Origin of the sequence: uncultured Aquabacterium sp. (assembly GCF_947366995.1) — a bacterium.
Classification (GTDB): domain Bacteria; phylum Pseudomonadota; class Gammaproteobacteria; order Burkholderiales; family Burkholderiaceae_C; genus Aquabacterium.
Genome location: NZ_CANBCC010000056.1, coordinates 1 through 25,741 on the forward strand (window position 1 = coordinate 1; position 25,741 = coordinate 25,741).

Annotated in this window: 25 protein-coding genes; 13 read left to right on the top strand and 12 right to left on the bottom strand. The window is 66.1% G+C overall.

Going from position 1 to position 25,741, the window contains the following annotated elements:
• Nucleotides 1–2,023 precede the first annotated feature (2,023 nt).
• On the bottom strand, nt 2,024–2,179 hold the full coding sequence (locus Q0Z44_RS13735; protein ID WP_298013689.1) for a hypothetical protein: 156 nt from the start codon (nt 2,177–2,179) through the stop codon (nt 2,024–2,026).
• Between the two features lie 292 nt (nt 2,180–2,471).
• Here Q0Z44_RS13735 and Q0Z44_RS13740 point away from each other — a divergent pair, with 292 nt between their 5' ends.
• From Q0Z44_RS13740 to Q0Z44_RS13765, 6 genes are all read left to right on the top strand, one after another.
• Nucleotides 2,472–2,939 (top strand): MAPEG family protein, encoded by a 468-nt coding sequence (locus Q0Z44_RS13740; protein ID WP_298013691.1) that lies wholly within the window; start codon nt 2,472–2,474, stop codon nt 2,937–2,939.
• 12 nt (nt 2,940–2,951) lie between these two features.
• Entirely contained in the window at nt 2,952–3,170 is a 219-nt protein-coding gene (locus Q0Z44_RS13745; RefSeq protein WP_298013693.1) for a DUF4287 domain-containing protein, read from the top strand.
• Between the two features lie 28 nt (nt 3,171–3,198).
• Nucleotides 3,199–3,552 (top strand): DUF1801 domain-containing protein, encoded by a 354-nt coding sequence (locus Q0Z44_RS13750; RefSeq protein ID WP_298013695.1) that lies wholly within the window; start codon nt 3,199–3,201, stop codon nt 3,550–3,552.
• Between the two features lie 19 nt (nt 3,553–3,571).
• The gene (locus Q0Z44_RS13755) at nt 3,572–3,979 is read left to right on the top strand and encodes a GNAT family N-acetyltransferase (RefSeq protein ID WP_298013697.1); all 408 of its coding nucleotides are present in this window, start codon (nt 3,572–3,574) and stop codon (nt 3,977–3,979) included.
• A 123-nt stretch (nt 3,980–4,102) separates the two neighbouring features.
• Nucleotides 4,103–4,525, top strand: a complete 423-nt coding sequence (locus Q0Z44_RS13760) for a hypothetical protein (RefSeq protein ID WP_109038609.1) — start codon at nt 4,103–4,105, stop codon at nt 4,523–4,525.
• A 30-nt stretch (nt 4,526–4,555) separates the two neighbouring features.
• Complete coding sequence (locus Q0Z44_RS13765; RefSeq protein ID WP_298013700.1) at nt 4,556–5,536, top strand: histidine kinase; 981 nt, start codon at nt 4,556–4,558, stop codon at nt 5,534–5,536.
• Between the two features lie 11 nt (nt 5,537–5,547).
• On the opposite strand, the gene Q0Z44_RS13770 is transcribed toward Q0Z44_RS13765, so the two are convergent.
• From Q0Z44_RS13770 to Q0Z44_RS13780, 3 genes are read right to left on the bottom strand one after another with little or no spacing between them, the layout of a single operon-like run.
• Nucleotides 5,548–5,991: a c-type cytochrome gene (locus Q0Z44_RS13770; protein ID WP_298013702.1), complete on the bottom strand. Its 444-nt coding sequence runs from the start codon at nt 5,989–5,991 to the stop codon at nt 5,548–5,550.
• A gap of 44 nt (nt 5,992–6,035) precedes the next feature.
• Complete coding sequence (locus Q0Z44_RS13775) at nt 6,036–6,683, bottom strand: pentapeptide repeat-containing protein (protein WP_298013704.1); 648 nt, start codon at nt 6,681–6,683, stop codon at nt 6,036–6,038.
• Between the two features lie 35 nt (nt 6,684–6,718).
• Entirely contained in the window at nt 6,719–8,599 is a 1,881-nt protein-coding gene (locus Q0Z44_RS13780; protein WP_366517628.1) for a methanol/ethanol family PQQ-dependent dehydrogenase, read from the bottom strand.
• Nucleotides 8,600–8,987: 388 nt separating this feature from the next.
• Between Q0Z44_RS13780 and Q0Z44_RS13785 the strand changes: the two genes are divergently transcribed.
• Nucleotides 8,988–9,617, top strand: a complete 630-nt coding sequence (locus tag Q0Z44_RS13785) for a response regulator transcription factor (RefSeq protein ID WP_109038613.1) — start codon at nt 8,988–8,990, stop codon at nt 9,615–9,617.
• Between the two features lie 19 nt (nt 9,618–9,636).
• Here Q0Z44_RS13785 and Q0Z44_RS13790 read toward each other — a convergent pair whose 3' ends face one another.
• Nucleotides 9,637–10,629 carry an FAD:protein FMN transferase gene (locus Q0Z44_RS13790; protein WP_109038614.1) on the bottom strand — a complete coding sequence of 331 codons (993 nt, stop codon included), beginning with the start codon at nt 10,627–10,629 and terminating at the stop codon, nt 9,637–9,639.
• On the bottom strand, nt 10,626–12,764 hold the full coding sequence (locus tag Q0Z44_RS13795; RefSeq protein ID WP_298013707.1) for a 4Fe-4S binding protein: 2,139 nt from the start codon (nt 12,762–12,764) through the stop codon (nt 10,626–10,628). The genes Q0Z44_RS13790 and Q0Z44_RS13795 overlap by 4 nt, the downstream gene beginning before the upstream one ends.
• Before the next feature lie 333 nt (nt 12,765–13,097).
• Here Q0Z44_RS13795 and pedF point away from each other — a divergent pair, with 333 nt between their 5' ends.
• The gene (gene pedF / locus Q0Z44_RS13800; protein ID WP_298013709.1) at nt 13,098–13,574 is read left to right on the top strand and encodes a cytochrome c-550 PedF; all 477 of its coding nucleotides are present in this window, start codon (nt 13,098–13,100) and stop codon (nt 13,572–13,574) included.
• A 155-nt stretch (nt 13,575–13,729) separates the two neighbouring features.
• Nucleotides 13,730–14,590 (top strand): transporter substrate-binding domain-containing protein, encoded by an 861-nt coding sequence (locus Q0Z44_RS13805; protein ID WP_298013711.1) that lies wholly within the window; start codon nt 13,730–13,732, stop codon nt 14,588–14,590.
• Nucleotides 14,591–14,596: 6 nt separating this feature from the next.
• On the opposite strand, the gene Q0Z44_RS13810 is transcribed toward Q0Z44_RS13805, so the two are convergent.
• Nucleotides 14,597–15,739 carry a class I SAM-dependent methyltransferase gene (locus Q0Z44_RS13810; protein WP_298013713.1) on the bottom strand — a complete coding sequence of 381 codons (1,143 nt, stop codon included), beginning with the start codon at nt 15,737–15,739 and terminating at the stop codon, nt 14,597–14,599.
• 103 nt (nt 15,740–15,842) lie between these two features.
• Here Q0Z44_RS13810 and Q0Z44_RS13815 point away from each other — a divergent pair, with 103 nt between their 5' ends.
• The 3 genes from Q0Z44_RS13815 to Q0Z44_RS13825 all read left to right on the top strand — a co-directional run bounded on the left by Q0Z44_RS13815 (nt 15,843) and on the right by Q0Z44_RS13825 (nt 19,219).
• On the top strand, nt 15,843–16,490 hold the full coding sequence (locus tag Q0Z44_RS13815) for a DUF47 domain-containing protein (protein ID WP_109038619.1): 648 nt from the start codon (nt 15,843–15,845) through the stop codon (nt 16,488–16,490).
• Between the two features lie 16 nt (nt 16,491–16,506).
• Nucleotides 16,507–17,517: an inorganic phosphate transporter gene (locus Q0Z44_RS13820; protein WP_298013715.1), complete on the top strand. Its 1,011-nt coding sequence runs from the start codon at nt 16,507–16,509 to the stop codon at nt 17,515–17,517.
• Between the two features lie 136 nt (nt 17,518–17,653).
• Nucleotides 17,654–19,219, top strand: coding sequence for a methyl-accepting chemotaxis protein (locus tag Q0Z44_RS13825; protein WP_298013717.1), 1,566 nt, complete (start codon nt 17,654–17,656; stop codon nt 19,217–19,219).
• 14 nt (nt 19,220–19,233) lie between these two features.
• Here Q0Z44_RS13825 and Q0Z44_RS13830 read toward each other — a convergent pair whose 3' ends face one another.
• The 4 genes from Q0Z44_RS13830 to glpD are packed head-to-tail and all read right to left on the bottom strand — an operon-like array spanning nt 19,234 to nt 22,866.
• Nucleotides 19,234–19,680 (bottom strand): SRPBCC family protein, encoded by a 447-nt coding sequence (locus Q0Z44_RS13830; protein ID WP_298013719.1) that lies wholly within the window; start codon nt 19,678–19,680, stop codon nt 19,234–19,236.
• Nucleotides 19,681–19,701: 21 nt separating this feature from the next.
• Nucleotides 19,702–20,244: a DUF924 family protein gene (locus Q0Z44_RS13835; protein WP_298013721.1), complete on the bottom strand. Its 543-nt coding sequence runs from the start codon at nt 20,242–20,244 to the stop codon at nt 19,702–19,704.
• Nucleotides 20,245–20,269: 25 nt separating this feature from the next.
• On the bottom strand, nt 20,270–21,313 hold the full coding sequence (locus Q0Z44_RS13840; RefSeq protein WP_298013723.1) for a nitronate monooxygenase: 1,044 nt from the start codon (nt 21,311–21,313) through the stop codon (nt 20,270–20,272).
• On the bottom strand, nt 21,301–22,866 hold the full coding sequence (gene glpD, locus Q0Z44_RS13845) for a glycerol-3-phosphate dehydrogenase (protein WP_298013725.1): 1,566 nt from the start codon (nt 22,864–22,866) through the stop codon (nt 21,301–21,303). Before glpD ends, Q0Z44_RS13840 begins: the two co-directional genes overlap by 13 nt.
• 104 nt (nt 22,867–22,970) lie before the next feature.
• Between glpD and glpK the strand changes: the two genes are divergently transcribed.
• Nucleotides 22,971–24,461, top strand: a complete 1,491-nt coding sequence (glpK, locus tag Q0Z44_RS13850) for a glycerol kinase GlpK (RefSeq protein ID WP_298013727.1) — start codon at nt 22,971–22,973, stop codon at nt 24,459–24,461.
• 27 nt (nt 24,462–24,488) lie between these two features.
• On the opposite strand, the gene Q0Z44_RS13855 is transcribed toward glpK, so the two are convergent.
• The coding region (locus Q0Z44_RS13855; RefSeq protein WP_298013729.1) for a protein adenylyltransferase SelO family protein at nt 24,489–25,741 on the bottom strand (1,253 nt) is incomplete at its 5' end.

Consider the following 25,741-nt stretch of genomic DNA (forward strand, 5'->3'; position numbering starts at 1 on the left):
TACACGCCGAACGACACTCTTTCCCTACACGACGCTCTTCCGATCTGTGTAGCGCGGGGGTTGAGGCGCCGGTGGTGGACGGGGGAGAGAAGGACAAGCGCAGGATTGGGCGGGCGTGTGGGTTGGTGGCCAGGCGCCGGCTGGTGCAGCGCTGTCGAGGCAGGCGTTGTGCGATCGAGCGGAACGCAGGGTCGAAGCGCGCAGGCCACCGACCTTCGGGAGGGGGGCGGCAAGCGGTGCCGGGGAGCGTCGCAAGCTCCCCCGGCTCGATCCGGAGGGCCGCGGACTGAGGCAGTCGGTGTGCTCTCCAGGCTGGCGTGACCGGGGGAGCGGCCGAAGCGCCGCAGTCCCGGACGAAGCGATCTGGGTGCAGGCTGGGCCCTGCGCCAGGGGAGAGGAGGACGAGCGGCAGTGCGGACGGCTCCGACCAGCAGGGAGGCGCCGTCCAAGCGGTGACAACGTGAGGCCCCGCGGGCCGAAGGCGGTCAGCCCGCCGGCAGAGTCGCGCCGTCAACGACATGGCCGTTGCTGCAGCACACGAGCGGACCCGGTTCAAGGCCCCAACGAGGGCCGCCATGCAAGCGGACCCGGTGAAAGCCGGGCGATGCAGGTGAAGGCCAACGGTGAAAGCCCGGCGTTGCTCCTCCATGCCCTGAGCGCATGCTCCAACGCCGAGGCCACCCGGGGCACCGTCTCTCCCGGCAACGAGGTGGGGGGGACGTCATCCACCTGGGTCAGTCCCATGACGGGACAAGACCGGCTCACCACCGGGCAGGAAAGAGGGGCGTTATGCAAGCCAGTCCCGATGGAAACACCAGCCGAGGTTCGCGCACCCCAACCCTCCCTCCAACGCTCAAGCCGCTGAGGTCAGCGAGCCGCCGTGCAAGCGGGCCTGGGGGCGGGCGTGCAAGCCGAACAGGGCAAGCCCTCAGCGCAGCAGCACCGTCAGGGCGCATGCGGCCACCCGGTCCAAGGTCGTCGGCAAGCCCGTCCCTGCCCACCATCCGACGGCCGCCATGCCAGCCCGTGATGGGCCCCATGCTCGCCAAGGGTCCAGCGAGCCGGTCCCGGACGCGGTCAAAGCACTTCGCCGGGCGCATGCAATCCGACCCGAATCGACATGCAAGCCCCCCCTCCAAAGCCCGAAAGCAAGCCGTCAAAACACGCGCAAGCGACCAACGGGTCACGCAAATTCGCGTGCGACATCTGCGCGCAAGTCTGGCGTCCAGCTGCGTCGTCAACGGTGCTGTCCGGGTGGTCGAGGCAAGCAAAGTTATCCACAGACGGGCGTCAGCCAGACGTTGGGTAAGCCCGCGCTGATTGCGTGCCAGCCGGGGGGGGTGGTTCGGGCTCTCCGCTTGGTGGGAGCCGGCCGGTGTCAGGTAGGGGAAGAGGAAAGGCCGGCGTTGAGCAGGGGGCTCGACGCTGTGCTGGCTGTTGGCCGGGATCGGTCCCCTGGAGCGTGCGCTGGGTGCCGCCGCGGGTGAGCGCCTGGGAGTCCTGGGTCGCGAGAATTCAAACGCACGTATGGGCTCCGACTTTTGAGGGGAGCTGTCCTATAGTATATCAAGACTCCGAAAAGAAGGGGGGGGTGGTATATGGCGGAGACCCCCTCCAGACCCGTTTTCGGGGGCCGTCGGAACGCCGTTTCTGGCCTATTCGAGACGGGTGCGCGGGATGGCTGCCAGGAGGCGCCGTCGGCGGGGTGATTGGGGGGCCTTGGGGTGCGGCGGAAGGGGCCCCCGGGCCTGGGACTGGGACTGGGCATCTAGCCTCGCCTTTTATCCGAAAACGCGAACCTCAACCCGGCCCGACGCCATCCCGAAAGCGCACGGATCTGGTGCATTCTGGGTCTGAGTGGACCCTCGCACCCCCCTCTTTTTGGCCCGTGCTTAATTTTTAAGCAACCAAAAAGGCCCCCGGAAAGCCCTCGGAGGGACTTTGTTGTCACAAAGTCGATTTAGTTGTCACAAAGTCGACTTTGTGACAAGTACCCCTTGCGCATCCCTCGCGGGCCCTTGAGTCAACGTGGTCCGGGTACGCCTTTTTGACCCCAGTTATTCAGCGAAACCAGCGGCACGTCGTGCTGCTCACAGGCTGCGCGATCGGAGATACTATTGACTACGGCGTCCACCGCGGCTGGGTTCATCTTCAGGTCATCAACGTTGAAGGCAGTCATGGCAGGCTTCAGTGGAAGCCCTCCCGGCCTTGGCCTACTTGTCGTAGTCGGGATGCGCATGCAGTCTGCGCGTGGCGGCCCATCCGAGCTTTGTTCAGTCCCCCGAGCCTTGCTCCATTCGTTCGATGAAAAGAAGAAAGCGCGTTCGGAGGCAGGAGGTGCAAAAGGCGAAGTCAGCGTGCCAGACGCGCGGCGACAAGCTGCTGGATGCTGTTGAACAGATCACCATCGGCAGGCACCATGTTTACTACTGCTGGGGAACTTACCGTCCCCCGCGCTTGCGATACTCGATGTGAACACCAGCGACGACGGCCTTCTCACGGTTCACACAGCGCTGGAGCGCTTCGTGGCTCCTTACTTGAAAAGGCCTTCTGTGCAGATTCTTCCCATTTACGCCGCCCTGCTCGGTTTCGTGTTCTTCTACCTGAGCGTCAGGACGATCGGCTTGCGGCGCAAGCTTCGCATTGGGATCGGGTCCAACGAGAACAACCAGATGCTTCGCGCGATGCGGGTTCACTCGAACTTCGCCGAGTACGTTCCCATCACCCTCATCCTGATCCTCTTTGTCGAAGCCCAGGGAGGGCCCCCACTCCTCGTTCATGCGCTGGGGGCCTTGCTGCTCATCGGTCGGTCTGTGCACGCGTATGGCGTCAGCCAGATGAACGAGAAGTTTGTCTTCAGGGTTTCCGGAATGATGATGACGTTCGCGGCCCTGCTCGTCTCGGCGTGCGTACTACTGTTCAATGCTTTCGTGAAATGAGGCGGCAACCCCATGAGCACGGATGACAAACCGAAAGGCCCGGCCTCGTACTTCCCCTCCATCGAGAAGAAGTACGGCCAACCCGTCGGCCACTGGCTGGAACTGGTCGGCACACTGAAGGACATGAAGCACATGGAAATGGTCGCCTGGCTCAAGGCAGAGCACGGACTAGGTCATGGCCACGCCAACGCCATCGTTGCCCACGTCCTCGCGACGAAGGGCAAGCAGTAACCCGGGCACGTGATTGAAAGACCGTTCCATGGCCAAGTCGGTACAAGATCTCATCGACGACATCCGCCTGCTCGGTGAAACGCAGTTCGACCTCGTGCAAGCCATCCGCACGCTCATCAGCAAGCAGTTCTCGTCTGTGTCAGAGGAAGTCAAATACGGCGGCATCCTGTTCACCGCCGACGTCCAGTTCTGTGGCGTCTTCGCCTACAAGGAGCACGTCTCGGTTGAGTTCGGCCACGGCGCCAAGATCCAGGACAGCCTGGGGTTTCTTGAAGGCGCGGGCAAGGGGCGCCGCCACATCAAGCTGAAGTCCGCTTCCGACATCGCCGGCAAGCACCTCCCTGTCTATCTGAAACTGGCACACGAGGCAGCGCAGGCCTAGCCACGCCCTGTGCATCGACATGCAAGCCACCATCTCCCTCTCCGATGCCATCGAGGCCGACGAAGTCGTCGCGCTCTACAAGGCAAACGCCTGGTCCTCCGCCGAGAAGCCGACGCAGTTGCTCGCTGCACTGCGGAACTCGCATTCACTGGCCACCGCCCGCATCGATGGCGAACTGGTCGGCCTGGCCAATGCCATTTCCGACGGGCACCTCGTCGTCTACTTTCCCCACATGCTGGTCCACCCGCAACACCACCGCCAGGGCATCGGTCGGCTGCTGATGCAGGCATTGCTGGCCAAGTACCAAAGCTTTCACCAACTCATGCTCACGGCAGATGGCGATGCCACGTCGTTCTATGAGGCAATGGGGTTCACGCGGGCAGGCAGCACGATCCCGATGTGGATCTATGCCGGGACGGAACACTAGGGGGAATGCGCCGCGCTTCCGGCGCTTCACCGCTTCTCGACGCGTTCGTTACCGGCCGTTAGCATTCACCGACGCGGTGGCTGCCTACACTGGCCGTTCCGCAACCTTCCGCTGTCACGCCTCATGAAGCTTCTGACTGCCTCCGCCATCGCGCTCATCCTCTCCAGTGGCTCCGTCCACGCGGCCGAAGTGCCTGATAGCCTGATCGAGAAAACACTCGGCATCACCGGGGTCAAGCACGAGAAGGTGACCCACACCAAGTACGGCATGACCTACTCCGATGTTTCGTACAAGACGCAGAGCGGCGAACTGCTGCTGATCCTGCGTCTCGGAACAGCCGAGCAATACGCCTTCTGGAAGCAGGCAGCCGGCCCAGCCGTGGCGCCGGTTTCGGGCGTCGGCGCAGAAGGGTTCCAGATCAAGAAGCCAAAAAGCCTGTGCGCGAAAAGCCAGTCCACCGCCGTGTGCGCCACGCCCGACTACTTTCTGAAGAACCCGAAGATCACCGACGAGCACCTGCAGGCCATTGTCAAGGCCGCCCTGTAAAGAGCGGGTTTTTCTTCTATGGTGTCAACCATGGAAGAAGAACCGATCCTTGACATCGAGCCCGCAGCACCGCCCTCCACCGCCGCGCGGGACGCCTTGTTCGTGCTCTGCGCCGTGCTTGTGTACTTCGCCCTGGCCGCGCATTTTGAAGCGTTCGAGTACGTACTCGGCATGACACGAGGCCAAGAGCACTGGCAGATCGACGAGCTGCCCATGACCGCTCTGGTTCTCGCCATCGGAATGAGCTGGTACTCGTGGAAGCGCACCACGGAGTCTCGTGCCGCACTGCGGGGGCGCATCGCGGCACAACGTCATGCGCAAGCGCTGTTTCAGGACAACCGCCGCCTCTCCCAAGCCCTGCTGCGCATTCAGGACGAGGAACGGCGTGCCCTTGCACGCGAGCTGCACGACGAGTTCGGACAGAGCTGCACCGCCATTCGAGCCGACGCCAGCTACATCCAGCAGCGAAGCACAGATGAGCCCATCGTCGAGAGCGCGCACCGGATCACCGAATCGGCCACCCGGTTGAACCTGCTTGTGCGCGACATGCTTGGCAGGCTCCGCCCGCCCGATCTCGACTCGCTGGGCCTGGAGGCCGCGCTGCAAACGCTGTGCGAGCGTTGGGAACAGCAAAGCGGGGTGTCATGCAGCCTGATACCCAGAGGGCTGCAGGCCAGCATCCCCGATGAAGTGGCCGTGGCGCTGTATCGGTTGGTGCAGGAGGCGCTCACCAACGTGGCCCGACATGCAGGTGCATCGTACGTGCATGTCAGCACGCAGGTGGAGACACGGCCAGATGGCACAGCCCGCCTCGTGAACCTCCGCATCGAAGACGATGGCTGCGGCCTACCCGGCGAGCTCGCTCCAGGACAACAGGGTCATGGCCTGGTCGGCATGCGTGAACGCGTGTGCTCATTGAACGGATCGATTGCGTTCCGGCATGTACTGCCAGGCCAGGGCTTGCGCATCGAGGTACAGATCCCGGTGGCCCACATCGAGCACCAGGCCTAGCACGACAGACATCAGGGCTTCTGCTCGGCAGGAGGCGGCGCCTCCAGAAATGTTCGCACCGCCCATACCGCCTCGGACGACAGAACGTCCCGCCAGGCTGGCATGTGTGTCACACCGAGCTTCACCTTGCCTTCCATCACCGACTTGTAAAAGTAATGGTCTGCGTCTGCAACGCAGCGCGATTTCAGCGAGGTCTCGGTGATCCTTAGGCAGAAGCGCCCCACGGCGCGCAACGAAGGGGCAGGCCCCATCCGGGTGGCATCCGCACCATGACACACCGCGCAAGATTGGTTGTACACGGTGCGCCCCACTTCCACGATCCGGGCGCGCGCCTCATGGTTGCGGTAAGGGTTGGGCTCGCTGCCCGCGGCCACAGCGGGCAATGTCGTCGCGTCGAAGAAAGGAAGCACGGGGCCTGGCGCCGCACAGACAAGGCCACTCATGATGGCCGTCATCAACAGGGCCCCGCACCGGCTCAACGGATGGCTGGCGTTGACGCTCATTTCCAGTTCTCCTTGTCGGGGCACCCTTCGCACCCCTCAAAGTCGGAATCCGGGAAGATGGTGTAACGGAGGAAGTTGCCTTCGAACGTCGCTCCACGCAAGTTGGTCGTGACGAACTTCGCCTCCTGCAAATTGGCACCCGCAATGCGCGCCCTGGCAAGCCATGCAAACTGCAAGCGCGCCATCTCGAGGTTGGCACCCGTGAAGTCGGCCTCACTGAAGTCGCTGCGCATCAGGCGTGCCTGATCGAGGTCGGTTCCGACAAGGCGGGCCCTTCTAAACGTGGCGGCAGGGGCGTTGACATGGTTCATCTTCGCCGCCGTGAGGTCGGCATCGTCAAGCAGTGCACCAGCGAGGTTGGCAGCGTGCAGGTCTGCACGGATCAGCTTGGCCCCGGTGAGGTCCGCACCCACCAGATTGGCCCCGGCCAGCCTTGCGTGCCGGAGATCCGCCCCGGGACAACGGGTGTAGGGCCAGATGGGACAACCGTTGACCACCATCGGCACAAAGCCCGGGCTCTCCCCCGCAGGGGGCGCGGCACGCAGGCCGGTGGTGAAAAGCGCTGCAGCAATGGTGAGCAGACGCGCGACGCAGAAAGCCATGGCGGGTTCTCCGGTGGAAGTAAGTGCGCAGAGCAGGGGCATGGCCCCCGCTCTACCTGTTGCAAGTTCGGAAACGCTTACTTCCTGGCCTTCGGCAGCTTGAAGGCCCAGAACGACCCACCCTGTGTGACCTGCTTGGTCAAAGCTGCCATGTCACCGCCCCACAGCGGCACCGCGCCACCAAAGCCACTCGACACGCCGATGTACTGCTCGCCATCGGTTTCCCACGTGACCGGCACGGACACGATGCCGGAGCCCGTCTGGAACTTCCACAACTCCTTGCCGGTCTTCGCATCGAAGGCCTTCACGTAGCCGTCGGTGGTGCCGGTGAAGACGAGGTTGCCGGCGGTGGTCAGGGTCCCGGCCCACAGGGGGAAGGTCTCCTTGTGCTCCCACGCGATCTTGCCGGTCTTCGGGTCAATCGCGCGCAAGATGCCCACGTGGTCATCGAACAGGCGCTTGATGCGGAACCCCTGCCCCAGATAGGCTGAACCGGGCTTGTAGGTCAGGTGCTCGGTCCAGTAGTCCATCGCCCAGTGGTTGGCCGGAATGTAGAACAACCCGGTATCGGGGCTGTAGGACATCGGATGCCAGTTCGTGCCTCCCAGAAACGGCGGCGAGACGAATACGGTCTCGCCCTTTTCCTGCCCCTCCTTGGGCTGGGGTGGGCGATTCCCCGTTTCCACGGGACGCCCGGTCTTCAGGTCAATGCTCTTGGCCCAGGTGATCCCGTCCACGAATGGCCATGCACCGATCAACGATGTCGGCTTGTTGGGATAGCCGCTGCCTGTGGCCAGCTTGGTGCGGTCGGTCACATAGAAGAAGCCATTGCGGTCGGCGTGTGCACCGGCCTTCACCAGCTTGCCGTTCTTGTCCTTGTACTCGAACAGCACGATCGAGTTGTTGCCGGAAAAGTCCCAGGCATCGTTCGGGGTGTGCTGATAGAAGCCTTTGAGCTCGCCATTGGATGCATCCACATACGCCTGTCCCGAGGTGAACAGACTGTCCCAGTTGCGGGGGTCGTCGCCTTCCTTCGTGCGCTTCCAGGTGTTCCACGGCGCGGGGTTGCCAGCGCCGATGACAATGGTGTTGGTCTCGACGTCGAAGCTCGCCGTCTGCCAGGGCGCGCCTCCACCGTGGCTCCATGCCTCGACGAGTTTGCCGTCCTTGTCACGGGGCCACGAGGGGGCCTTCGGGTCACCGGTGTACGAGCCGTCCTTGCCATTCAGACGGCCCTTGTGGCCTTCCACGAACGGCCGGGCCCACACCTCTTCTCCGGTCTCCGGGTCGCGTGCGAACAGCCAGCCCACCACACCGAACTCATCGCCTGACGACCCGTGGATCAACAGCACGCGGCCCGTCTTCTGGTCCTTCACGACGAACGGTGCACCGGTCATCGTGTAGCCCACCTTGTGATCCGCAAAGCGTTCCTTCCAGATCAGCTTCCCGGTGTCCTTGTCCAGCGCGATGATGCCGGCGTCCAGGGTGCCGACGAACAGCTTGTTGCCGTAGATCGCTGCGCCGCGGTTCACCACGTCACAGCACGGGCGGATGTCGTCCGGCAGCCGGGCTTCGTACTCCCAGAGTCGCTTGCCGGTCCGCACGTCCACGGCGAACACGCGCGAATACGAGGCGGTGATGTAGGCCACACCATCGTGCACCAGCGCCTGGCCTTCCTGACCACGCTGCTTCTCACCGCCGAACGAGAAGCTCCATGCCGGGACGATGTTGGCGACGTTGTCCTTGTTGATCTTCTTGAGCGGGCTGTGGCGCTGTGCCTTCATGCCCATGCCGTAGCTCAGCACATCGCCTGTCGTCTTGTCGTCGTTGACGATGTCCTCCCAGGTTACCTTTCTGGCTTCGGCGGCCGCACCAATCAGCAGGCAGGCAGCCGCAATCAGAGTAAGAACGGGGCTCGCTGTCCTGCGATGCGAGGCGGGCTTGAGGAACATCGTCATGGAGGGTCTCCAGTGTTTGTGAGGTGGAACAGGTGTGCGGGTCTGCACACGGTGTTCAAAACGCACCTCTCATGCCCATCCGACCCCGGATTCAGGGAATTCTTCCCTTGCCGATCGGGAAGCCTTCCTGAAATGATCTCGGGCTGCAAACCCAAGTCCGGATTTCCGTCAAAGTCGTCAGCCGCGACGGTGCATCGAACCCGTCATCGGATCGAATCCCGACTGGCTCATTCAATGAGCCTAAGTGGCAACCCGCAATCTCGCCCCGCGAGACGCTCCAGATGGCGGTCAGCTGACATGGCCTGGGACATCCGTTGCTTCAAATTGGCACGCGATCTGTCGCGACATCAATGCACAGGCCATCACAAAGAAAGGCAACGAGATCGAGATGACGATCAACGTGATGTTGGTGGACGACCATGCCGTGGTCCGCGCTGGCTATAAGCGCCTGATCGACAACGAGCCCGGCCTTCGGGTGATTGCCGAAGCCGAGTGCATTGCCGAGGCCCAGGAGGCCATGCGATCACACGAGGTGAACGTGGCGGTGATGGATCTGGCTTTGAGGGGGGAAAGTGGCATCGAAGGCATCAAGCGCCTGGGCGGACGCTACCCTCATCTCCGCATCATGGTCTTCAGCATGTACGACCACTGCGTGTATGTGAGCCAGGCTTTGCGGTACGGTGCTCTTGGCTATGTCACGAAATACGCTCGCCCGATGGAGATGCTGTCGGCGCTGCGCAAGGTGGCTGCGGGGCAGCGGGCCCTGTCCTCGGACATCGTCGAGATCCTGGCTCAGCACGCAGCAGGCGGCGGATCCCCGCTACACGACCTGACGCCTCGCGAATTCGAGATCCTTCGCATGACGGCCAATGGCCTGACACCCAACGACATCGCCGCCCACATCAAGCTGAGTCCCAAGACCATCTTCAATCAGCTGTCGGCCATCCGATCGAAGCTGAACGTCCGATCAGACATCCAGCTCTACCGCCTGGCCCTGGAGGAAGGCCTGGTCGACTGAGCGATCGCGTCGTGGCCGCTCAGATCTCGCGCAGCCCGGCCGTGACGCCCCGGTTGCCCTGCTTGTCCACCCACAGCACGTCCACGCCCCACTGCCTGGCCAGCGTGTCGACCTGATCCGGCCCGGCCACGAAAAACACCTTGGTGAGGGCATCGGCCAGCGCGCCGCTCGGCGCCGCCACCGTCACCCCCGAAAGCCCGAGCGGCGATCGGCCAGTGCGCGGATCGAAGATGTGGTGGTTGCGGAAGTCGGCCGTGAAGGTCGTGGTGCTGTCCGCCGACGTGGCGAGCGCCCGGCCATCGGCCACCAGCCGGGTGATGAAGCGGGATTCGTCGCGCGGATCGGCCACGCCCAGCACCCACGGCACCTGGCGCACGCTGCGCCCCACCGGCAGCCATTCGCCGGTGTCGATCAGGGCGTGCTGCACCCCATAGGACTGCAGCAAGGCCTTCACGCGGTCTGCCGCGTGGCCTTGCGCAATGCCGTTGAGGGTGATCCCCATGCCCTTTTGCGAGAAGCGGATGCGCTCAGGCTCGACCTGCATGTTGCGCCAGCCCACCAGCGCCCGTGCCGCGGCCAGCCGCCGTTCGTCCGGCACACCGCCACGCCGCCGGGCGCCCTCGAAGGCATCCCACAGCGGTTGCACCGTGACGTCGAACTTGCCATCGCAGCGCGCCGAGATGGACTGCGCCACCTCCAGCACCTTCACCAGCTCGGCCGGCGGCTTCTTCAGCTCGCCCTTGTCGTTCAACTGCCGCACCGCGCTGTCTTCGCGGAACAGGCTGAGGATCTGGTCGAGGTGCTGCAGCAGCGCGACCGACTCGTCCAGCGCATCCGCGAGCGCACCGATGTCGGAATGGGCGGCCTTGAGGGTCAGCGTCGTGCCGAATCCTTGCAGGCGGCGCTCGCGCCACACCAGTTCGGTGGTGGCCGGCGCGGTGTGACCTGTGCCCAGCGCCCAGAGGGTGCCCAGGCCCATGGCCTGGCAGAGGCGACGGCGGGTCGTGTTCATGCCACCTGCTCCTTGATTGTTCTGATGGGTATCGTCTGCCCCTTTCGGGCGCTGATCAATGGGGCACAACGCGTATCGCTGTCATGAATTGCCACGCAGTCCATGCACTGGAAGCACTCGTTGTAGTCGATCTGACCCTGGGGTTCGATGGCCTGGTAGGCGCAACGGTGGCGGCAGGTCTGGCAGGGCTGCCCACACTCGACACGGCGCGGAATCCAGCGCAGCAAACGCGCCCGCCCCAAGATCGCCATCGTGGCACCCAGCGGGCACAGGTAGCGGCAGTAGCCCTTGTAGACGAAGACACTGAGCAGCACCATGGCCACCGCCCACACCACAAAGGGCCAGCTGCGCACGAAGGCCAGCGTGATGGCCGTCTTGAAGGGCTCGACCTCCACCGCCGAGTCCACCAGGTTCGAGCCGGGGATCAGCGCCAGGGCGACGATGACGGCCAGGACCACGTACTTGACCCCTTTGAGACGGCGGTCCCAGACGCGCGGCACAGCGCGGCGCTTCCACTTCTTGTACACACCGAGGTAGCCGGCCAGCTGGCTGATCAGATCCTGCAAGGCACCGAACGGGCAGAGCCAGCCGCAGAAGGTGCCCCGGCCCCACACGAAGAAGGTGAGGGCCGCATAGCCCCACAGCAGCACCGTCATCGGGTCGTACAGCAGGAAACCCAGGCTGCGGCCGTTGACGATGGCCTGCAGGATGCCAGTGAGGTTGACGATGGACAGCTGTCCCTGTGCAAACCAGCCAATGAAACCGAGGGTGTAGAGCAGGTAGGCGTTGCGCACCCAGCGCATGCGCCGCTCGTCGCGCACAAGCCAGGCGGGGCGCGCCAGCATCACCGTAAGGAGCGCCAGGCCCACAGCGAGCACAGACAGGTCGAGCTTGCGGCCCGTCCAGCTGGTCTTCCAGCTTTGCTGTTCATTGCCTGAGGGAATGGCGTAGTCCTCGGGGAGCTGGATCTCCATCTCGAACTCCTTACGGACCTTCTCAGGAAGGATCAAACCCTTTTCACGGGTCACGCTGAGCGCAAACTTCATCGGCTGCGTCGGGTCGAGGCTGGCCTGGCTGATGACCTTGAAGACCTTCCAGTGCACATCCGCGCCCCTCCAGTCCTCTGGAAGGCGGATCTTGTCGTCCACATCCAGATCCCGCAGTTCAATCGGCAGCCCGCCCTGGCTAAGCGTCAAGCGGGTGGGCACGGCCCCACCCTGGTAGTCCTCGCCCACGAAGCTGTAACGCCCGCGGGTGGCCACCAGAAAGGCATGGTCGCCTGGCTCGATCCAGGTCTTCAGGTACCGCCAACCCTTTTCTGTCAGGATGTTGCGGCCCACGGTGGGCACGTTGAGATGCAACACCATCCATTCCGTAAAGAGGCCACCTGGATTGCGCCTGGCTTCTTCATCCTGCCCCTCGCCCACGGAACCGGCAAACGCGGCCTCGACATCGCGGTTGCGCAGCGTCTGCCGCGTCACCAGCTCCGCTCGCTGCAGGGCATTGAAGTCCAGGGGCTCGAACACGTCCTCACGAATTCGGCCGATCAACGACGGGTCGCGCCCTTCCGCAAAGCCCATCTTCGCGCGGGCGACGGCCAGAGCCGACGACATCAAGCTTTGGTTCACGATGCGGACCGATGCCGTGGCCTTCGCCACGCCGTCGATGATGACGTTCGCACTGGCGTCCTGTCCGGCACTTTTGGCGCGGCTGTCGATCTTCACGTGCTGCTTGAGATTGAGCCCCTTGTACTGAGCGACGAACTTCTCGAGCGGCTCCGGGCCCAGGCCATCGAGAAACACCGGCTCATGCTGCGACAGCACCCGCACATCGCGAAACCCGCCCTGCGAATCGAGCAGCACGAGCAGGTTCACGGGCACGCCTGAGAAGCCCGGCAGGGGCGCAAGGTCGATCGATTCGAAGGCATAGCCCACGAGAATGGTCTCGGTGGCTTCCTGCTTGTAGATGGGCCAGACTGGCAGGGCCTTGTCCTTTTCACCCACCACCAGCGGAAGGGGGAAGGCCTGCTTCATGGATGCGGCATCCATCACGCCAGCGCGCGCCGGCAGGAAGAACAGGCACGCCAACAGCGTGAGCAGCCAGACTGCCAGGGGCCGCCACCGGGTGGATGCCATCGTTTGTCGCCTCTTGTGTTTGTTGTGCAATGGAGGGCCAATGAGCAAGGCATGTGCCGCCGTGAAAGAGGCGATTTCAACGTGGTTCCGGCCGGTTTCATGCACTGTCACATGCTCCACAGTGAGACAGTTCAGGGGTCTCCCTTGGGTGCAAACCCGGGGGCCGGTGTGTCACGTGCTCCATCACCATGTACCGGTCAAAGCCGTGTCACATGGCCCGAGGCGCACCCCGTATCAGGGTTAGCCCTCGGCTTTGGCGGCAGATCGACCGGTGGCATGGCCTTTGCGAAAACAGCCCCATCGTTAGACCCCCGGACCCCTGGAGACAAACTCATGACTCACCACACCGCCAGCTGGCTTCGCCGTTCCGCCCTCGCCGTTCTTCTTGCCAGCAGCAGCCTCGCCGCAATGGCCCATGGTGACGTCGTTCCGCAGTCTGTCGACACCGCCGGCCTGCCCGAACTGGGCAAGGAATGGCTCGCCACCAACCCCTACATCGGCAACAAGAAGGCCATCGAGATCGGCACGTCGGCCTTCGGCCAGAACTGCGCCCGTTGCCACGGCATCGACGCCATCTCGGGCGGCATCGCCCCTGACCTGCGCAAGCTCGACAACGAGTGCGCCACGCTGAACCAGCGCAAGCGCGAAGCCTGCGTCGCCGATGTCGACAACTACTACCTGACCACCGTGCGCAATGGCCGCACCCGCAACGGCGCGGTCTACATGCCCCCGTTTGAAGGCATCCTGAACCAGGAAGCCATGTGGGCCATCAAGGCCTACCTGGTGTCGCGCCGCGAAAAGGCGTTCTGATCCAGAGCGGGCACTGGCTCATGAATTGAGACAGTGCCGCTGTATCACAACCTGCAAGCCCGCCGCGGCTCAGGGTTGTCCCTCACGGGCCTGGCCTCCCTCCGCCAGGCCCATCGTGTTTTCAGTGCCTGAAAGACAGCTAGAAGGAGACAGACATGCACCACCCCAACCGCCGCGACATGCTGCGTCAGATGGCCCTCGCGGGCCTGGCTGGCACAGGCGCGCTCGGCTTGCCCGGGCTCGCGCGCGCCGAAACCGGCAACCTGGAGCAGATCAAGTCGCGTGGCGTGCTGACGGTCGCCGTCTACGATGACCTGCCCCCTTTCAGCACCGACAAGGGCCATGGCGGCATCGACGCCCTGCTGGCCCAGGCAATCGCTGCGCAACTGGGCGTCAAGGCCAAGCTGCTGCCCTTCCCTGGCGGCGAAGACATGGAAGACGACCTGCGCTTCATGGTCTGGAAGGGGCACTACCTGGGCTACGGCCCGGCCGACCTGATGCTGCACGTGCCGGTCGAGGCCCCGCTGATGAACAGCAACCCGCAGGTCAACATCTTTGCGCCGTACTGGCGCGAGCGCGTGATGGTGGCGCGCAATCGCGAGGTGGTGTCGGAACTCAAGGGCTTCGACGCCATGAAGGGCCTGGACCTCGGCGTGGCAGGCCAGACCCTAGCCGGCTGGCTGCTGGCCAATGCTGACGGCGGCAGCCTCCAGCCCCGCCTGAAGACGACCTTCAAGGACGGCGTGGCCGCGGCGCAGGCGCTGCTGCGTGGCGAGATTCAGGTGGCCGCGGGCATGAACTCCGAGTTGCTGCATGTGGTGGGCGAAGACAAGCGCTTTGCCGTCGAGCCCTTCCCGTCGCCACGCGCCGGTGGCGGCTGGGTGATCGGCTGTGCGGTCAAGCGTGAAGCCGAACCCCTGGCGGTGGCCGTGCAGACGGCCATGAACACCCTGATGGACTCTGGGGAGCTCGCGAAGATCTTCCAGAGTGCCAAGCTCACGTGGCGCCGCCCGTGATCGGGCTCAGGCTGCGGGTGCCGCCCGCAGCCGCCACAGCGAGGTGACCTCGCGGGCGCGCGCCCGGTGCAGGGGATCGGTCGGATCGCTGGCCTTCGGGTGAACCGGGCGGGCATCAAGCCGCCCCGCCACGACCAGCCCTGCTTCCGCGATCCACTGGAGCAGCGATTCGCGGCTGCGCAGGCCCAGGTGCTCGGCCAGATCCGAGAGGATGAGCCAGCCTTCGCCATCTTCCGTGAGGTGATCGCGAAGGCCGCTCAGAAAGCCACGCAGCATCCGGCTGTCCGGGTCGTACACCGCGTGCTCCAGCGGCGAGGTCGGCTTGGCCGGCAGCCACGGCGGGTTGCACACCACCAGCGTGGCGCGTCCGGCCGGAAACAGATCGGCCTGCTGCAGGGTCACCTGTTGAGCCAGCCCCAGGCGGCTCAGGTTGTCTTGTGCACATGCCAGTGCCTGCGCAGACAGGTCGGTGGCCACGATGGGCTGCACGCCGCGGCGCGCCAGCACGGCCGCCAGCACCCCGGTGCCCGTGCCGATGTCAAAGGCCGGCCCGGGTGCTGGCAGCGGGGCCTGCGCCACCAGGTCGACGTACTCGCCGCGCACCGGCGAGAACACCCCGTGGTGCGCATGGATCCGCCCACCCACCGCCGTCAGCGGCACACCCTTCTTGCGCCACTCGTGCGCGCCGATCAGGCCGAGCAGATCGCGCAGCGGCATCACCCCGCGCTCGTCGCCCGCGCCGAACACCGCTGCGCAAGCCGCCTGCACATCGGGCGCGCGGCGCAGCGGGCACACGTGGCCCGCATCGAACGGGATCAGGACCATGCCCAGGATGCGCGCCCGCTGCCCCTGAGCCTGGCGGTGCGCATGGAAGGCTGCGCCCGCATCGGCCACCGGTGCCGGCGACCTGGGCCGGCGTTTGTCGATGCGACGCTGCAGGGCCTGCAGCAGGTGCCTCGCGTTCTGGAAGTCACCCTGCCAGAGCAGGCCCGTGCCTTCACAGGCGAGCTTGTAAGCGCGATCGGCCGGGAGCGTGTCGTCTGCCAGCACCACGCGGCGTGGCGGGGGCAGCCCGGCAACCGAGCGCCACGCGGCGCTGTGAGGGGTGTCGCCGTCGGACCAGCTCAAAGTAGAAGTGTCGTGGTGCATGGCCGCCTTTCGAGGGCCGAAGTGTAAGCGGCCCGCCCCCAAAGGGGTAAAATGACAGGCTTGTGTCAAGACCGTGTCACCGGCGTGACATGAAAGCCTCACCATGATCTTTGGAAAACTGCTGCCCCGTGAGGGCAATTTTTTTGAGCTGTTCAACCAGCACGCCAACCACATCGTGGCCGCCGCGCATGCGTTCGCCCGGCTGGTTCACCACTACAACGACCCGCAGCTGCGTGAGAAGTACAACGTCGAGGTCGACACCGCGGAAAGCGCAGCAGACCAGGTCACGCGGGAAGTGAACCGCCTCCTGCACACGACCTTCATCACCCCGATCGACCGCGAGCAGATCCACTCGCTGATCAACACGATGGACGACGTGGCCGACCTGATGCAGGACGCCGCGGAAACCATGGCGCTGTACGACGTGCGTCGGATGACGGACGAGATCGTGCGCCTGACGGACCTGTGCGTGAAGAGCTGCGAGCGCCTGAAGGACGCCGTGGCCCTGCTCGACGACATCGGCGATGCCAAGACGGCGGCCGCGGCACTCAAGACCTGCGAGGAGATCGACCAGCTGGAATCGGATGCCGACCGCGTCATGCGCTCGGCCATGAGCAAGCTGTTCCGCGACGAGCCCGACGTGCGCGAAGTCATCAAGCTGAAGGCCATCTACGAGCTGCTGGAAACCGTCACCGACAAGTGCGAGGACGTGGCCAAGCTGATCGAGGGCGTGATCCTCGAGAACTCCTGATCGGACGGAGCTCACCATGGCAACCATGCAGGTGGCCCTCTGGGTCATCGTGGCGCTCGTCATCCTGGCGCTGCTCTTCGACTTCATGAACGGATTCCACGACGCGGCGAACTCGATCGCCACCGTCGTGTCCACGGGCGTGCTGCGTCCGACGCAGGCCGTCGTCTTCGCGGCGTTCTTCAACTTCGTCGCGATCTTCGTGTTCCACCTCAGTGTGGCGGCCACCGTGGGCAAGGGCATTGCCGATGCCGGGGTGGTGGACGTGCACGTGGTGTTCGGCGCCCTGACCGGTGCCATCACCTGGAACGTCATCACCTGGTACTACGGCATCCCCAGCAGCTCGTCGCACGCGCTGATCGGGGGCATCGTGGGTGCGGTGGTGGCCAAGGCAGGTGCCGGAGCGCTGATCGCCACCGGCATCGTCCGCACCGTGACCTTCATCTTCGTGTCGCCGCTGTTGGGCTTCACGCTGGGCTCGCTGATGATGGTGCTCGTGGCGTGGATCTGCCGGCGCACGGCGCCCTCGAAGGTGGACCGCTGGTTCCGCCGCCTGCAGCTGCTGTCGGCCGGTGCGTACAGCCTGGGCCACGGCGGCAACGACGCGCAGAAGACCATCGGCATCATCTGGATGCTGCTGATCTCGACGGGCTACGCCGCAGCCGGCGACAAGGCCCCGCCGACCTGGGTCATTGTCTGCTGTTACGCCGCGATCGGCATCGGCACGATGTTCGGTGGCTGGCGCATCGTCAAGACCATGGGGCAGAAGATCACCAAGCTGAAGCCGGTGGGTGGCTTCTGTGCCGAGACCGGCGGTGCCATCACCCTGTTCCTGGCCACGGCCATCGGCGTGCCGGTGTCGACAACGCACACCATCACGGGCGCCATCGTGGGCGTGGGCTCGGTGCAGCGCGCCAGCGCCGTGCGCTGGGGTGTGGCGGGCAACATCGTGTGGGCCTGGGTCTTCACGATCCCGGCGTCGGCCACGGTGGCGGCCATTGCGTACTGGCTGAGCCTCACGCTGTTCTGAGGCACCCGCCCTGCTCGATCTCGAAGGCCCCGCAAGGGGCCTTTTCTTTTTGCGCTGCGTCATGTCGGTGCCGTTGGCCCCTCAAGTCCGGACTCGCGATGTCGAAGAGTTCACATCTTGTTTAACGCCCGGCTTTATGTCCCTCCTTGCCGCCCTCCCCTTGCGCGCGCGCCTGCTGGCCGCCTTCTGTCTGATTGCCTTCGCTGGCGTGGTTGCAGGCGCGGCCGCGGTGTACGGCCTCCAGCGTGTAGACCAGGAGGCCAGCACGCTGTACCAGAAGCACATGCTCGGGCTGTCGGCCATCAAGGAGGCCGAGATCCATCTGGTTCAGGTCGCCCGTTACCGCGCGCAGTACGCACGCGCCGGCTCCCAAGAGGCGCGGTCGCAGTACCGCACGCTGTTCGAGCAGCACCTTAGCGAGGCACGGAAGTGGCTCGACCAGGCCGCCCCCACCCTGGTCCTGCCCGCCAACCGCGCGCTGCTGGCACAGACCAACGAGGCGCTGAACGCGTATCTGCCGGTCGGCCGGGCCTTTCTCGCGGCCATGGACACCACGGAGCCCGTGCCCCTCGCTCCAGAGATCGAGCAGCACAACCAGGCCGCGGTGGCCGCCTTCAAGCAGGTGACAGACCTCACCGAGAAGCTCTCGGCCGTCAAGGAAGAGGTCGGCGCTCAGGCCGCTTCACAGGTTCATGAGACCTACAAGGATGTCAGCGCGGTGGTCGTCGTACTGGCCTCCCTGGCCGTGGTCTCCGCGCTCGCCCTGGGACGCCTGATGTCCTCCAGCGTGCTCAACCAGATCGGCGGCGAGCCACACCATGCCGTCCGACTGGCGCGCAAGATTGCCTCCGGCGACCTGAGCACGCCGCTTCACCTCCGGGCGGGCGACGAACACAGCATCCTGGCCGCCATGAGCGACATGCAGACGCGTCTGCAGGACGTCGTGGGCGGCATCCGCGGTGCCGCGGGCAACATCGCGACCGCGTCGAGCCAGATTGCCGCAGGCAATGCCGACCTCTCCCACCGCACCGAGGAGCAGGCCGGCAACCTGCAGACCACCGCCTCCACCATGGTTCAGCTGAGCACCGCCGTGCAACAGAACGCGAACCACGCTGCCCAGGCCGCGGCGATGGCCAAGGAGGCGACGCAGGCGGCCGTGACGGGCGGCGAGACGGTCGAGAAGGTCGTCTCCACCATGAGCGACATCTCGGACGCGAGCCACCAGATCGGCGACATCATCGGCGTGATCGACGGGCTGGCCTTTCAGACCAACATCCTGGCGTTGAATGCGGCCGTCGAGGCCGCCCGCGCGGGCGAGCAGGGGCGGGGCTTTGCCGTGGTCGCTGGCGAGGTGCGGTCACTGGCTCACCGGTCGAGCGAGGCAGCCCGTGAGATCAAGCGCCTCATCACCATGAGTGGAGAACGCGTTCAGGCCGGCGCCACCCAGGTTCAGGAGGCGGGCATGACGATCGAATCAATGGTGCAGCAGGTTCAGCAGATGGCCGCCCTGATCGAGGAGATCAGTGAAGCCACCCGCGAGCAGACGGCGGGCATCGCCGAGGTCACCTCTTCGGTCTCGCACCTGGACGACGCCACGCAGCAGAACGCCTCGCTTGTGGAGCAGAGCGCGGCCGCCACGGACGGCCTGAGCCGACAGGCCGCCGGGCTGCTGCAAAGCGTCAGTGTGTTCAAGCTGGCGTGAGGCGGCCAAGCGCCTCAACCCGGGATCTCGGGCTCCACCAGCAAGGCCAGCAGCGTGAGCGATTCCTGCCAGCCGAGATAGCACATCTCCGTCGGAATGGCCGCGGGGATTCCCTCCTGCACGATGCGCAGCTCGGTGCCGCACGCCACGGGCTTCAGGTCCATGGTGGTGATCATCTCCCCCGGCAGGTTGCTGTCATCGAAGCGGTCGGTGTTTCGCACCCGTTCACCCGGCACCAGTTCAAGGTAGGTGCCGCCAAAGCTGTGGGACTGCCCGTTCGAGAAGTTGGTGAATGACATCCGGTAGCGCCCCCCGACCTGGGCATCCAGCTCATGGACCGTCGCCGTGAAACCATGGGGTGGCATCCACTTGCACAGCGCCGCGGGGTCGAGCAAGGCGCGGTAAACCCGGTCTGGCGGGGCCTTCAGCACGCGGTGCAGGGTGACGGTTCCGGTGGTCATGGCGGGGTCCTTTCCTGTGGTTCAGAAGCGTGATCCGGGCTGGGTGAGAAACGCTGCCTCTTCGGGCGTGGTCTCGCGGCCCAGGACGGCATTGCGATGAGGGTAGCGGCCGAAGCGGTCGACGATGGCCTTGTGCCGCAACTCGAAGTCGAGGTTGGTCGCCGGCGCATGGTCGCGGTAGAGCTGCTCGGCCCACACATGGATGGCTGGCGATTCGCTGTGCATGAAGGGCAGCAGCAGAAACGCGCACTCCACCGGGGCGAGCGTGAGGTGAGCCTGCGCACGCACGGCCTCCTGCGCGAGCGCCAACGCCATCGCATCCTGTGCAAAGGCCCGGGGCGTGTTGCGGAACACATTGCGGGAAAACTGGTCGAGCACGATGATCTCGGCCAGACGGCCGCGAGGCGTGTCGCGCCAGGCATGCAGCTCTCCCTGTGCACCCTGCTCCAGTGTCAGCAGGAAGCGTTCGCGGATCTGCGCATCGAAGTCGTCATCGGCGCGCCACCACTGGGCTGGCTCGGTCTCGTCGAACCAGAATCGGAGGACATCTTCGCAGCGGGTCATGTCGGCTTCCATAGAGCGCGTTGCTTCAGGCGGTGACACCGGCCAACGCCCGGGTCAGCTGGGCGGCCGGGATGTCCTGGCATCCACCGGCGTTCTGGCCGGACCAGAGCGGGGTGAAGTCGGTCGAGCCCAGGCGCTCGGCCCGGGCACGCAGGGGCGCCACGGCGGCCGTCGCGAGGGGAAATGCCGGAGAAACCGGGCTCATGGGGCCGAGCTCCCGCATGACACGGTTGACGATGCCGCGGGCTGGCCGGCCCGTGAACAGGTTGGTCAACGCGGTGTGCCGGGCGCGGTCGCTCTGGAGGGCGGCACGGTGCAAGGCGCTCGTGGTGGCCTCGGGGCAGCACAGGTAGGCAGTGCCGACCTGCACACCAGCCGCCCCAAGTGCCCGCGCCGCCTGCACGCCTCGTGCATCGGCAATGCCCCCTGCCGCAATCACCGGCACGCGCACAGCCGCCACCACTTGCGGCAGCAAGGCGAAGGTGCCCATCTGCCCGGTGAGGTCGTCCGACAGGAACATGCCGCGGTGCCCGCCGGCTTCGAGGCCCTGCGCAATCACGGCATCGGCGCCGTTTGCTTCCAGCCACTGCGCTTCTTCGACCGTGGTGGCCGACGAAAGCACCTTGGCCCCCCACCGCTTGACGCGCGCCAGCAGATCGGGCGACGGCAGCCCGAAATGGAAGCTCACGACCGGAGGTCGAAAGGCCTCGAGCACATCGGCCAGTTCGGCACTGAACGGCGCCCGCCCGGGTCCGGCCGGAACGCCCGCCGGATCCAGTTGCAACTCGGCATAGTAGGGGGCCAGGGCCGCACGCCAGGCCGCCTCACGCGCAGCATCGGGCTGCGGCGGTGTGTGGCAGAAGAAGTTGACGTTGTAGGGCCGGTCGGTGGCCGCCACGATGGCCTGCAGTTCGGAGCGCATTGCTTCGGCACTCAGCATGGCGCAAGGCAGGGAACCGAGCCCCCCTGCGTTCGAAGCGGCGATGGCCAGGGCACTGCCCTGCACGCCCGCCATGGGCGCCTGGATGATGGGCAACTCAATGCCGAGGAGCTCAGTCAAGTTTTCCATGCCTCAGTGTGCCCGAGAAGCGCTGGGCGGGCGAACCAGGAAGCCACGTCGGCCCGCTGGGCTTCGGTCAGGTGCAGCCCCAGCTTGCTGCGACGCCAGAGCACGTCGTCCGCCGTGCGCGCCCACTCCTCGTCGCGCAGGTAGCTCAGTTCGGCTTCGTACAGCCCCGGGGCGCACGGCTCACCCAGGGCATCCAGATTGCGCGCACCGCACAGCACCCGCTCAATGCGTGAGCCATAGGCCCGCGCCAGGCGATGCGCCAGGGCGGGCGGCAGCCAGGGGTGCCGATCCTGGACAGCCTGAAGGAAGCGCGCGAAATCTCTCGCGGGATGGCCGCTCACATCGATCCAGGCCGACAGGTCGCCGCCGGGCAGGCAGGCCCCCCGGGTCCAGGCGGGCCGACTCTCGTGCAGCATGTGGCCCAGGGCGTTGCCAGCGTCTTCGGCCAGCTGCCGAAAGGTGGTGATCTTGCCGCCCCACACGGTCAGCAGCGGCGCGGCCAGGTCATCGGTCTCCAGGCGGTAGTCGCGGGTCACCGCAGCCGGGTTGCCGTGGGCATCGTCGAGCAGCGGCCGCACGCCGCAGTAGCGCCACACCACATCGGCTGGGGTGACCGGCATGGCGAAGTAGCGGCTGGCCTGCTCGCACAGGTAGGCGACCTCGGTGTCATCGGCGCAGGCGTCACGCGGGTCTCCGTGGATCTCCTGGTCCGTGGTGCCGATGAGGGTGAAAGCGCCTTCGTACGGGATCGCGAAGAGGACCCGCCCATCGGGATTCTGGAACAGATAGGCGGCGTCATGCTCGAAGCAACGTGGCACGACGATGTGGCTGCCCTTGACAAGCCGCAGATGGCGCGTGGCCAACGGTGCCACGCCGGCGGGCTGGGCCACCTGACGCAACAGCCGTTCGGCCCAGGGGCCCGCCGCGTTGACCAGGGCGCGGGCCCGCACGGTGGACGGGCGGCCGTCGGCCTCTTCCAGCGTGGCCACCCAATGACGCGCCTCCCGCCGGGCCTCGGTGCAGCGGGTACGCGTTCGGATTGCGGCGCCGTGGGCCTGGGCGTCCAGCGCATTGAGCACGACCAAGCGGGCATCGTCGACCCAGCCGTCGGCGTACACGAAGCCCTGCTGCAGACGCGGCTGCAGCGGCGCACCCAGCGGTGACCGCCGCAGATCCACCGAGCGCGAGGCGGGCAGCACGTCGCGCCGCGCCAGGTGGTCATACAAGAACAGGCCCAGCCGGATCAGCCAGGCGGGGCGCATGCCCGGGTCGTGCGGTAGCACGAACTGCAGCGGCCACATGATGTGCGGCGCCGAGCGCAGCAACACCTCGCGCTCGGCCAGCGCCTTGCGCACCAGCCGGAAGGCACGGTGCTCGAGGTAGCGCAGCCCGCCGTGGATGAGCTTGGTGGACGCCGACGAGGTGTGGGAGGCGAGGTCGTCCTGCTCCACCAGGCACACCGACCAGCCCCGACCGGCCAGATCACGGGCGATGCCGGCACCGTTGATGCCCCCTCCGACAATCAGGACGTCGACCTCTTGGGATGGCGGCACCCGCGTTTCATGGACCATGCCTCGGACAGTACGGGAGCCACGTGACTTTTTCAATGCCGGGATCACCCACCGTTGCAAACGCCATCCAACCCTAGACTGACACCATGACCGACCACCTCCTCGCCCTCGACCAGGGCACCTCCAGCTCGCGCAGCATCCTGTTCAAGGCCGACGGGCAGATCGTGGCGATGGCCCAGCGGGAACTGCGTCAGATCTACCCGCAGCCGGGCTGGGTGGCCCACGATCCGCGCGAGATCTGGCAGGGCCAGATCGACACCGCCCGCGAGGTGCTGGCGAAAGCCGGTGTGACGGCAGACCGGGTGCGCGCCATCGGCATCACCAACCAGCGCGAGACCACGATGGTGTGGCACCGCGGCACCGGCCAGCCCCTGGGCCATGCCATCGTGTGGCAGGACCGACGCACCGAAGCACAGTGTCAGCGCCTGCGCGATGAGGGGGCCGAAGCCCTGGTGCAGGCACGCACCGGCCTGCGCATCGATGCGTATTTTTCGGCCACCAAGCTGCAGTGGATCCTCGACCACGTGGACGGTGCGCGTGCCGCGGCCGAGCGCGGTGAGCTGGCCTTCGGCACCGTCGACAGCTGGCTGGTCTGGCAGCTCACAGAAGGGCGCGTGCACGCGACCGACGTCACCAACGCCTCGCGGACGATGCTGTTCAACATCCACACCGGGCAGTGGGATGACGAGCTGCTCGCGCTGTTCGGCATCCCGAAGTCGCTGTTGCCTGCGGTGCAGCCCTCGGCCTCGCACTTCGGGGACACGACGCTGCTGGGCCAGCGGCTGCCCATCGGGGGCGTGGCCGGTGATCAGCAGAGCTCGCTGTTCGGGCAGGCCTGCTTCCGGCCCGGGCTGGCGAAGAACACCTACGGCACGGGCTGCTTCATGCTGATGCACACCGGCAGCACGGCGCAATCGAGCCGCAACGGGCTGGTGACCACGGCCGCGGCCCAGACCGATGCCCACCGGGCCTATGCGCTGGAGGGCAGCGTCTTCATCGGCGGCGCGGTGGTGCAATGGCTGCGCGACGGTCTGCAGGCGATCCGCGCTTCCAGCGAGGTGCAGCAGCTGGCCGAGAGCGTGCCGGATGCGGGCGGCGTGGTCTTCGTGCCGGCCTTCACCGGCCTGGGCGCGCCCTACTGGCACGGCGAGGCACGCGGCGCCATCCTCGGGCTGACCCGGGGCAGCACCGTGGCCCACATTGCCCGCGCGGCACTGGAGAGCATCGCCTTCCAGAGCGCGGCGCTGCTGGAGGCCATGAGCCGCGATGCGATCGCGCACGGCGGCACGGCGGTCAGCGAACTGCGGGTGGATGGCGGCGCATGCGCCAACGACCTGCTGATGCAGATCCAGGCCGACCTGCTGGGCATCCCGGTCGTGCGGCCGAGGGTGATCGAGACCACGGCCCTGGGCGCCGCCTACCTGGCCGGGATGAGCACCGGGGTCTACCGCAATCTGGGCGAACTCGAAGCGCAGTGGCAGGTGGAGCGGCGCTTTCTGCCGACCCTGTCGCGCGATGAGGCGCAGGTGCGCATGGCCCGGTGGGAGCATGCGGTGCGGCAAACGCTGGCGTCCTGACCAGCACGGTGGCGCACGGCAGGCAGATCAGGTCCCACAGAACGTCCGATAACAGGCCGTCACGGCGGCGGGCGCCGGCTCGCCGTAGGCGGTGTTCTCGGGCGTCTCGTCAAACGGCCGCTGCAGCGCGTCCATCAGGCGATCGAAGGGGCCCAGGTCGCCTCGTTCGGTCGCAGCGGTCAGGGCTTCTTCGACGCGGTGGTTGCGCGCAATCACCCACGGGTTCACCTGCCGCATCGCCGCGGCCCGCGCGGCACCTGCCACGCCCCCTTCCTGCGCGCACCGCTGTTGCCAGCGGGCCAGCCAGGCATGCACCGCCTGCGGCTCGGTGAACAGGCGCTGCAAGGGCTCGGTCTGCCCTTCGGCCGCGTCGGCCAGCCGCCGCCATGCCAGGGTGAAGTCCACCGCGTGTTGCTGCAGCATGCGATACCAGTCATGAAGCAGCGCCGCGTCGGTGGGATCCGCGTCTGCGCCCTGGGTCGTGAGCCCCAGCTTGGCGCGCTGGCCTCGCCACAGCGCGGCCTCGTACAGTGCCGGGAAGCCGTCGATCACCTCGGTGGCCTGCGCCACACCGGCCTGCACCGCCGCCTCGGACGGGTCCGCCACGATGAGGGGCAGCAGCGACTCGGCCAGGCGGGCCAGATTCCAGCGCGCAATGGCCGGCTGGTTGCCGTAGGCGTAACGCCCGCCTTCGTCGATGGAGCTGAACACCGCTTCAGGGTCGTAGGCCTCCATGAAGGCGCACGGACCGTAGTCGATCGTCTCACCCGAGATCGTCATGTTGTCGGTGTTCATCACGCCGTGGATGAAACCCACATTCATCCACTGCGCGATCAGCTCAGCCTGCCGCGCCGCCACCCGCTGCAGCAAGATCAGGTAGCGATCAGGACCATCGATCAGATCGGGCTCGTGCCGGGCGATCGCGTAGTCGGCCAGGCGTTGCAGGGTCTGGCCGTCGCCCCGCGACGAGACGAACTCGAAGGTGCCCACGCGCAGGTGGCTGGCCGCGACACGGGTCAGCACGGCGCCGGGCAGAGGCCGCTCGCGCCGCACGGGCTCGCCGGTGGCCACGACCGCCAGCGCCTGCGTGGTCGGGATCCTCAGGGCCCGCATCGCTTCACCGAGCAGGGCCTCGCGCAGCATCGGACCGACGGCCGCCTTGCCATCGCCGCCCCGGGAAAACGGGGTGCGGCCCGAGCCCTTGAAGGCCACATCGCGGCGGCGGCCCGCCTGGTCGATCAGCTCACCGAGCAGCAGTGCGCGGCCGTCACCCAGCTGCC

Bases quoted from the DNA above. Each gene is read 5' to 3' on its own strand.
- Q0Z44_RS13735 (WP_298013689.1), bottom strand. From the start codon at position 2,179: ATGACTGCCTTCAACGTTGATGACCTGAAGATGAACCCAGCCGCGGTG.
- Q0Z44_RS13745 (WP_298013693.1), top strand. From the start codon at position 2,952: ATGAGCACGGATGACAAACCGAAAGGCCCGGCCTCGTACTTCCCCTCC.
- Q0Z44_RS13750 (WP_298013695.1), top strand. From the start codon at position 3,199: ATGGCCAAGTCGGTACAAGATCTCATCGACGACATCCGCCTGCTCGGT.
- Q0Z44_RS13755 (WP_298013697.1), top strand. From the start codon at position 3,572: ATGCAAGCCACCATCTCCCTCTCCGATGCCATCGAGGCCGACGAAGTC.
- Q0Z44_RS13760 (WP_109038609.1), top strand. From the start codon at position 4,103: ATGAAGCTTCTGACTGCCTCCGCCATCGCGCTCATCCTCTCCAGTGGC.
- Q0Z44_RS13765 (WP_298013700.1), top strand. From the start codon at position 4,556: ATGGAAGAAGAACCGATCCTTGACATCGAGCCCGCAGCACCGCCCTCC.
- Q0Z44_RS13770 (WP_298013702.1), bottom strand. From the start codon at position 5,991: ATGACGGCCATCATGAGTGGCCTTGTCTGTGCGGCGCCAGGCCCCGTG.
- Q0Z44_RS13775 (WP_298013704.1), bottom strand. From the start codon at position 6,683: ATGCCCCTGCTCTGCGCACTTACTTCCACCGGAGAACCCGCCATGGCT.
- Q0Z44_RS13780 (WP_366517628.1), bottom strand. From the start codon at position 8,599: ATGACGATGTTCCTCAAGCCCGCCTCGCATCGCAGGACAGCGAGCCCC.
- Q0Z44_RS13785 (WP_109038613.1), top strand. From the start codon at position 8,988: ATGACGATCAACGTGATGTTGGTGGACGACCATGCCGTGGTCCGCGCT.
- Q0Z44_RS13790 (WP_109038614.1), bottom strand. From the start codon at position 10,629: ATGAACACGACCCGCCGTCGCCTCTGCCAGGCCATGGGCCTGGGCACC.
- Q0Z44_RS13795 (WP_298013707.1), bottom strand. From the start codon at position 12,764: ATGGCATCCACCCGGTGGCGGCCCCTGGCAGTCTGGCTGCTCACGCTG.
- pedF (WP_298013709.1), top strand. From the start codon at position 13,098: ATGACTCACCACACCGCCAGCTGGCTTCGCCGTTCCGCCCTCGCCGTT.
- Q0Z44_RS13805 (WP_298013711.1), top strand. From the start codon at position 13,730: ATGCACCACCCCAACCGCCGCGACATGCTGCGTCAGATGGCCCTCGCG.
- Q0Z44_RS13810 (WP_298013713.1), bottom strand. From the start codon at position 15,739: ATGCACCACGACACTTCTACTTTGAGCTGGTCCGACGGCGACACCCCT.
- Q0Z44_RS13815 (WP_109038619.1), top strand. From the start codon at position 15,843: ATGATCTTTGGAAAACTGCTGCCCCGTGAGGGCAATTTTTTTGAGCTG.
- Q0Z44_RS13820 (WP_298013715.1), top strand. From the start codon at position 16,507: ATGGCAACCATGCAGGTGGCCCTCTGGGTCATCGTGGCGCTCGTCATC.
- Q0Z44_RS13825 (WP_298013717.1), top strand. From the start codon at position 17,654: ATGTCCCTCCTTGCCGCCCTCCCCTTGCGCGCGCGCCTGCTGGCCGCC.
- Q0Z44_RS13830 (WP_298013719.1), bottom strand. From the start codon at position 19,680: ATGACCACCGGAACCGTCACCCTGCACCGCGTGCTGAAGGCCCCGCCA.
- Q0Z44_RS13835 (WP_298013721.1), bottom strand. From the start codon at position 20,244: ATGACCCGCTGCGAAGATGTCCTCCGATTCTGGTTCGACGAGACCGAG.
- Q0Z44_RS13840 (WP_298013723.1), bottom strand. From the start codon at position 21,313: ATGGAAAACTTGACTGAGCTCCTCGGCATTGAGTTGCCCATCATCCAG.
- glpK (WP_298013727.1), top strand. From the start codon at position 22,971: ATGACCGACCACCTCCTCGCCCTCGACCAGGGCACCTCCAGCTCGCGC.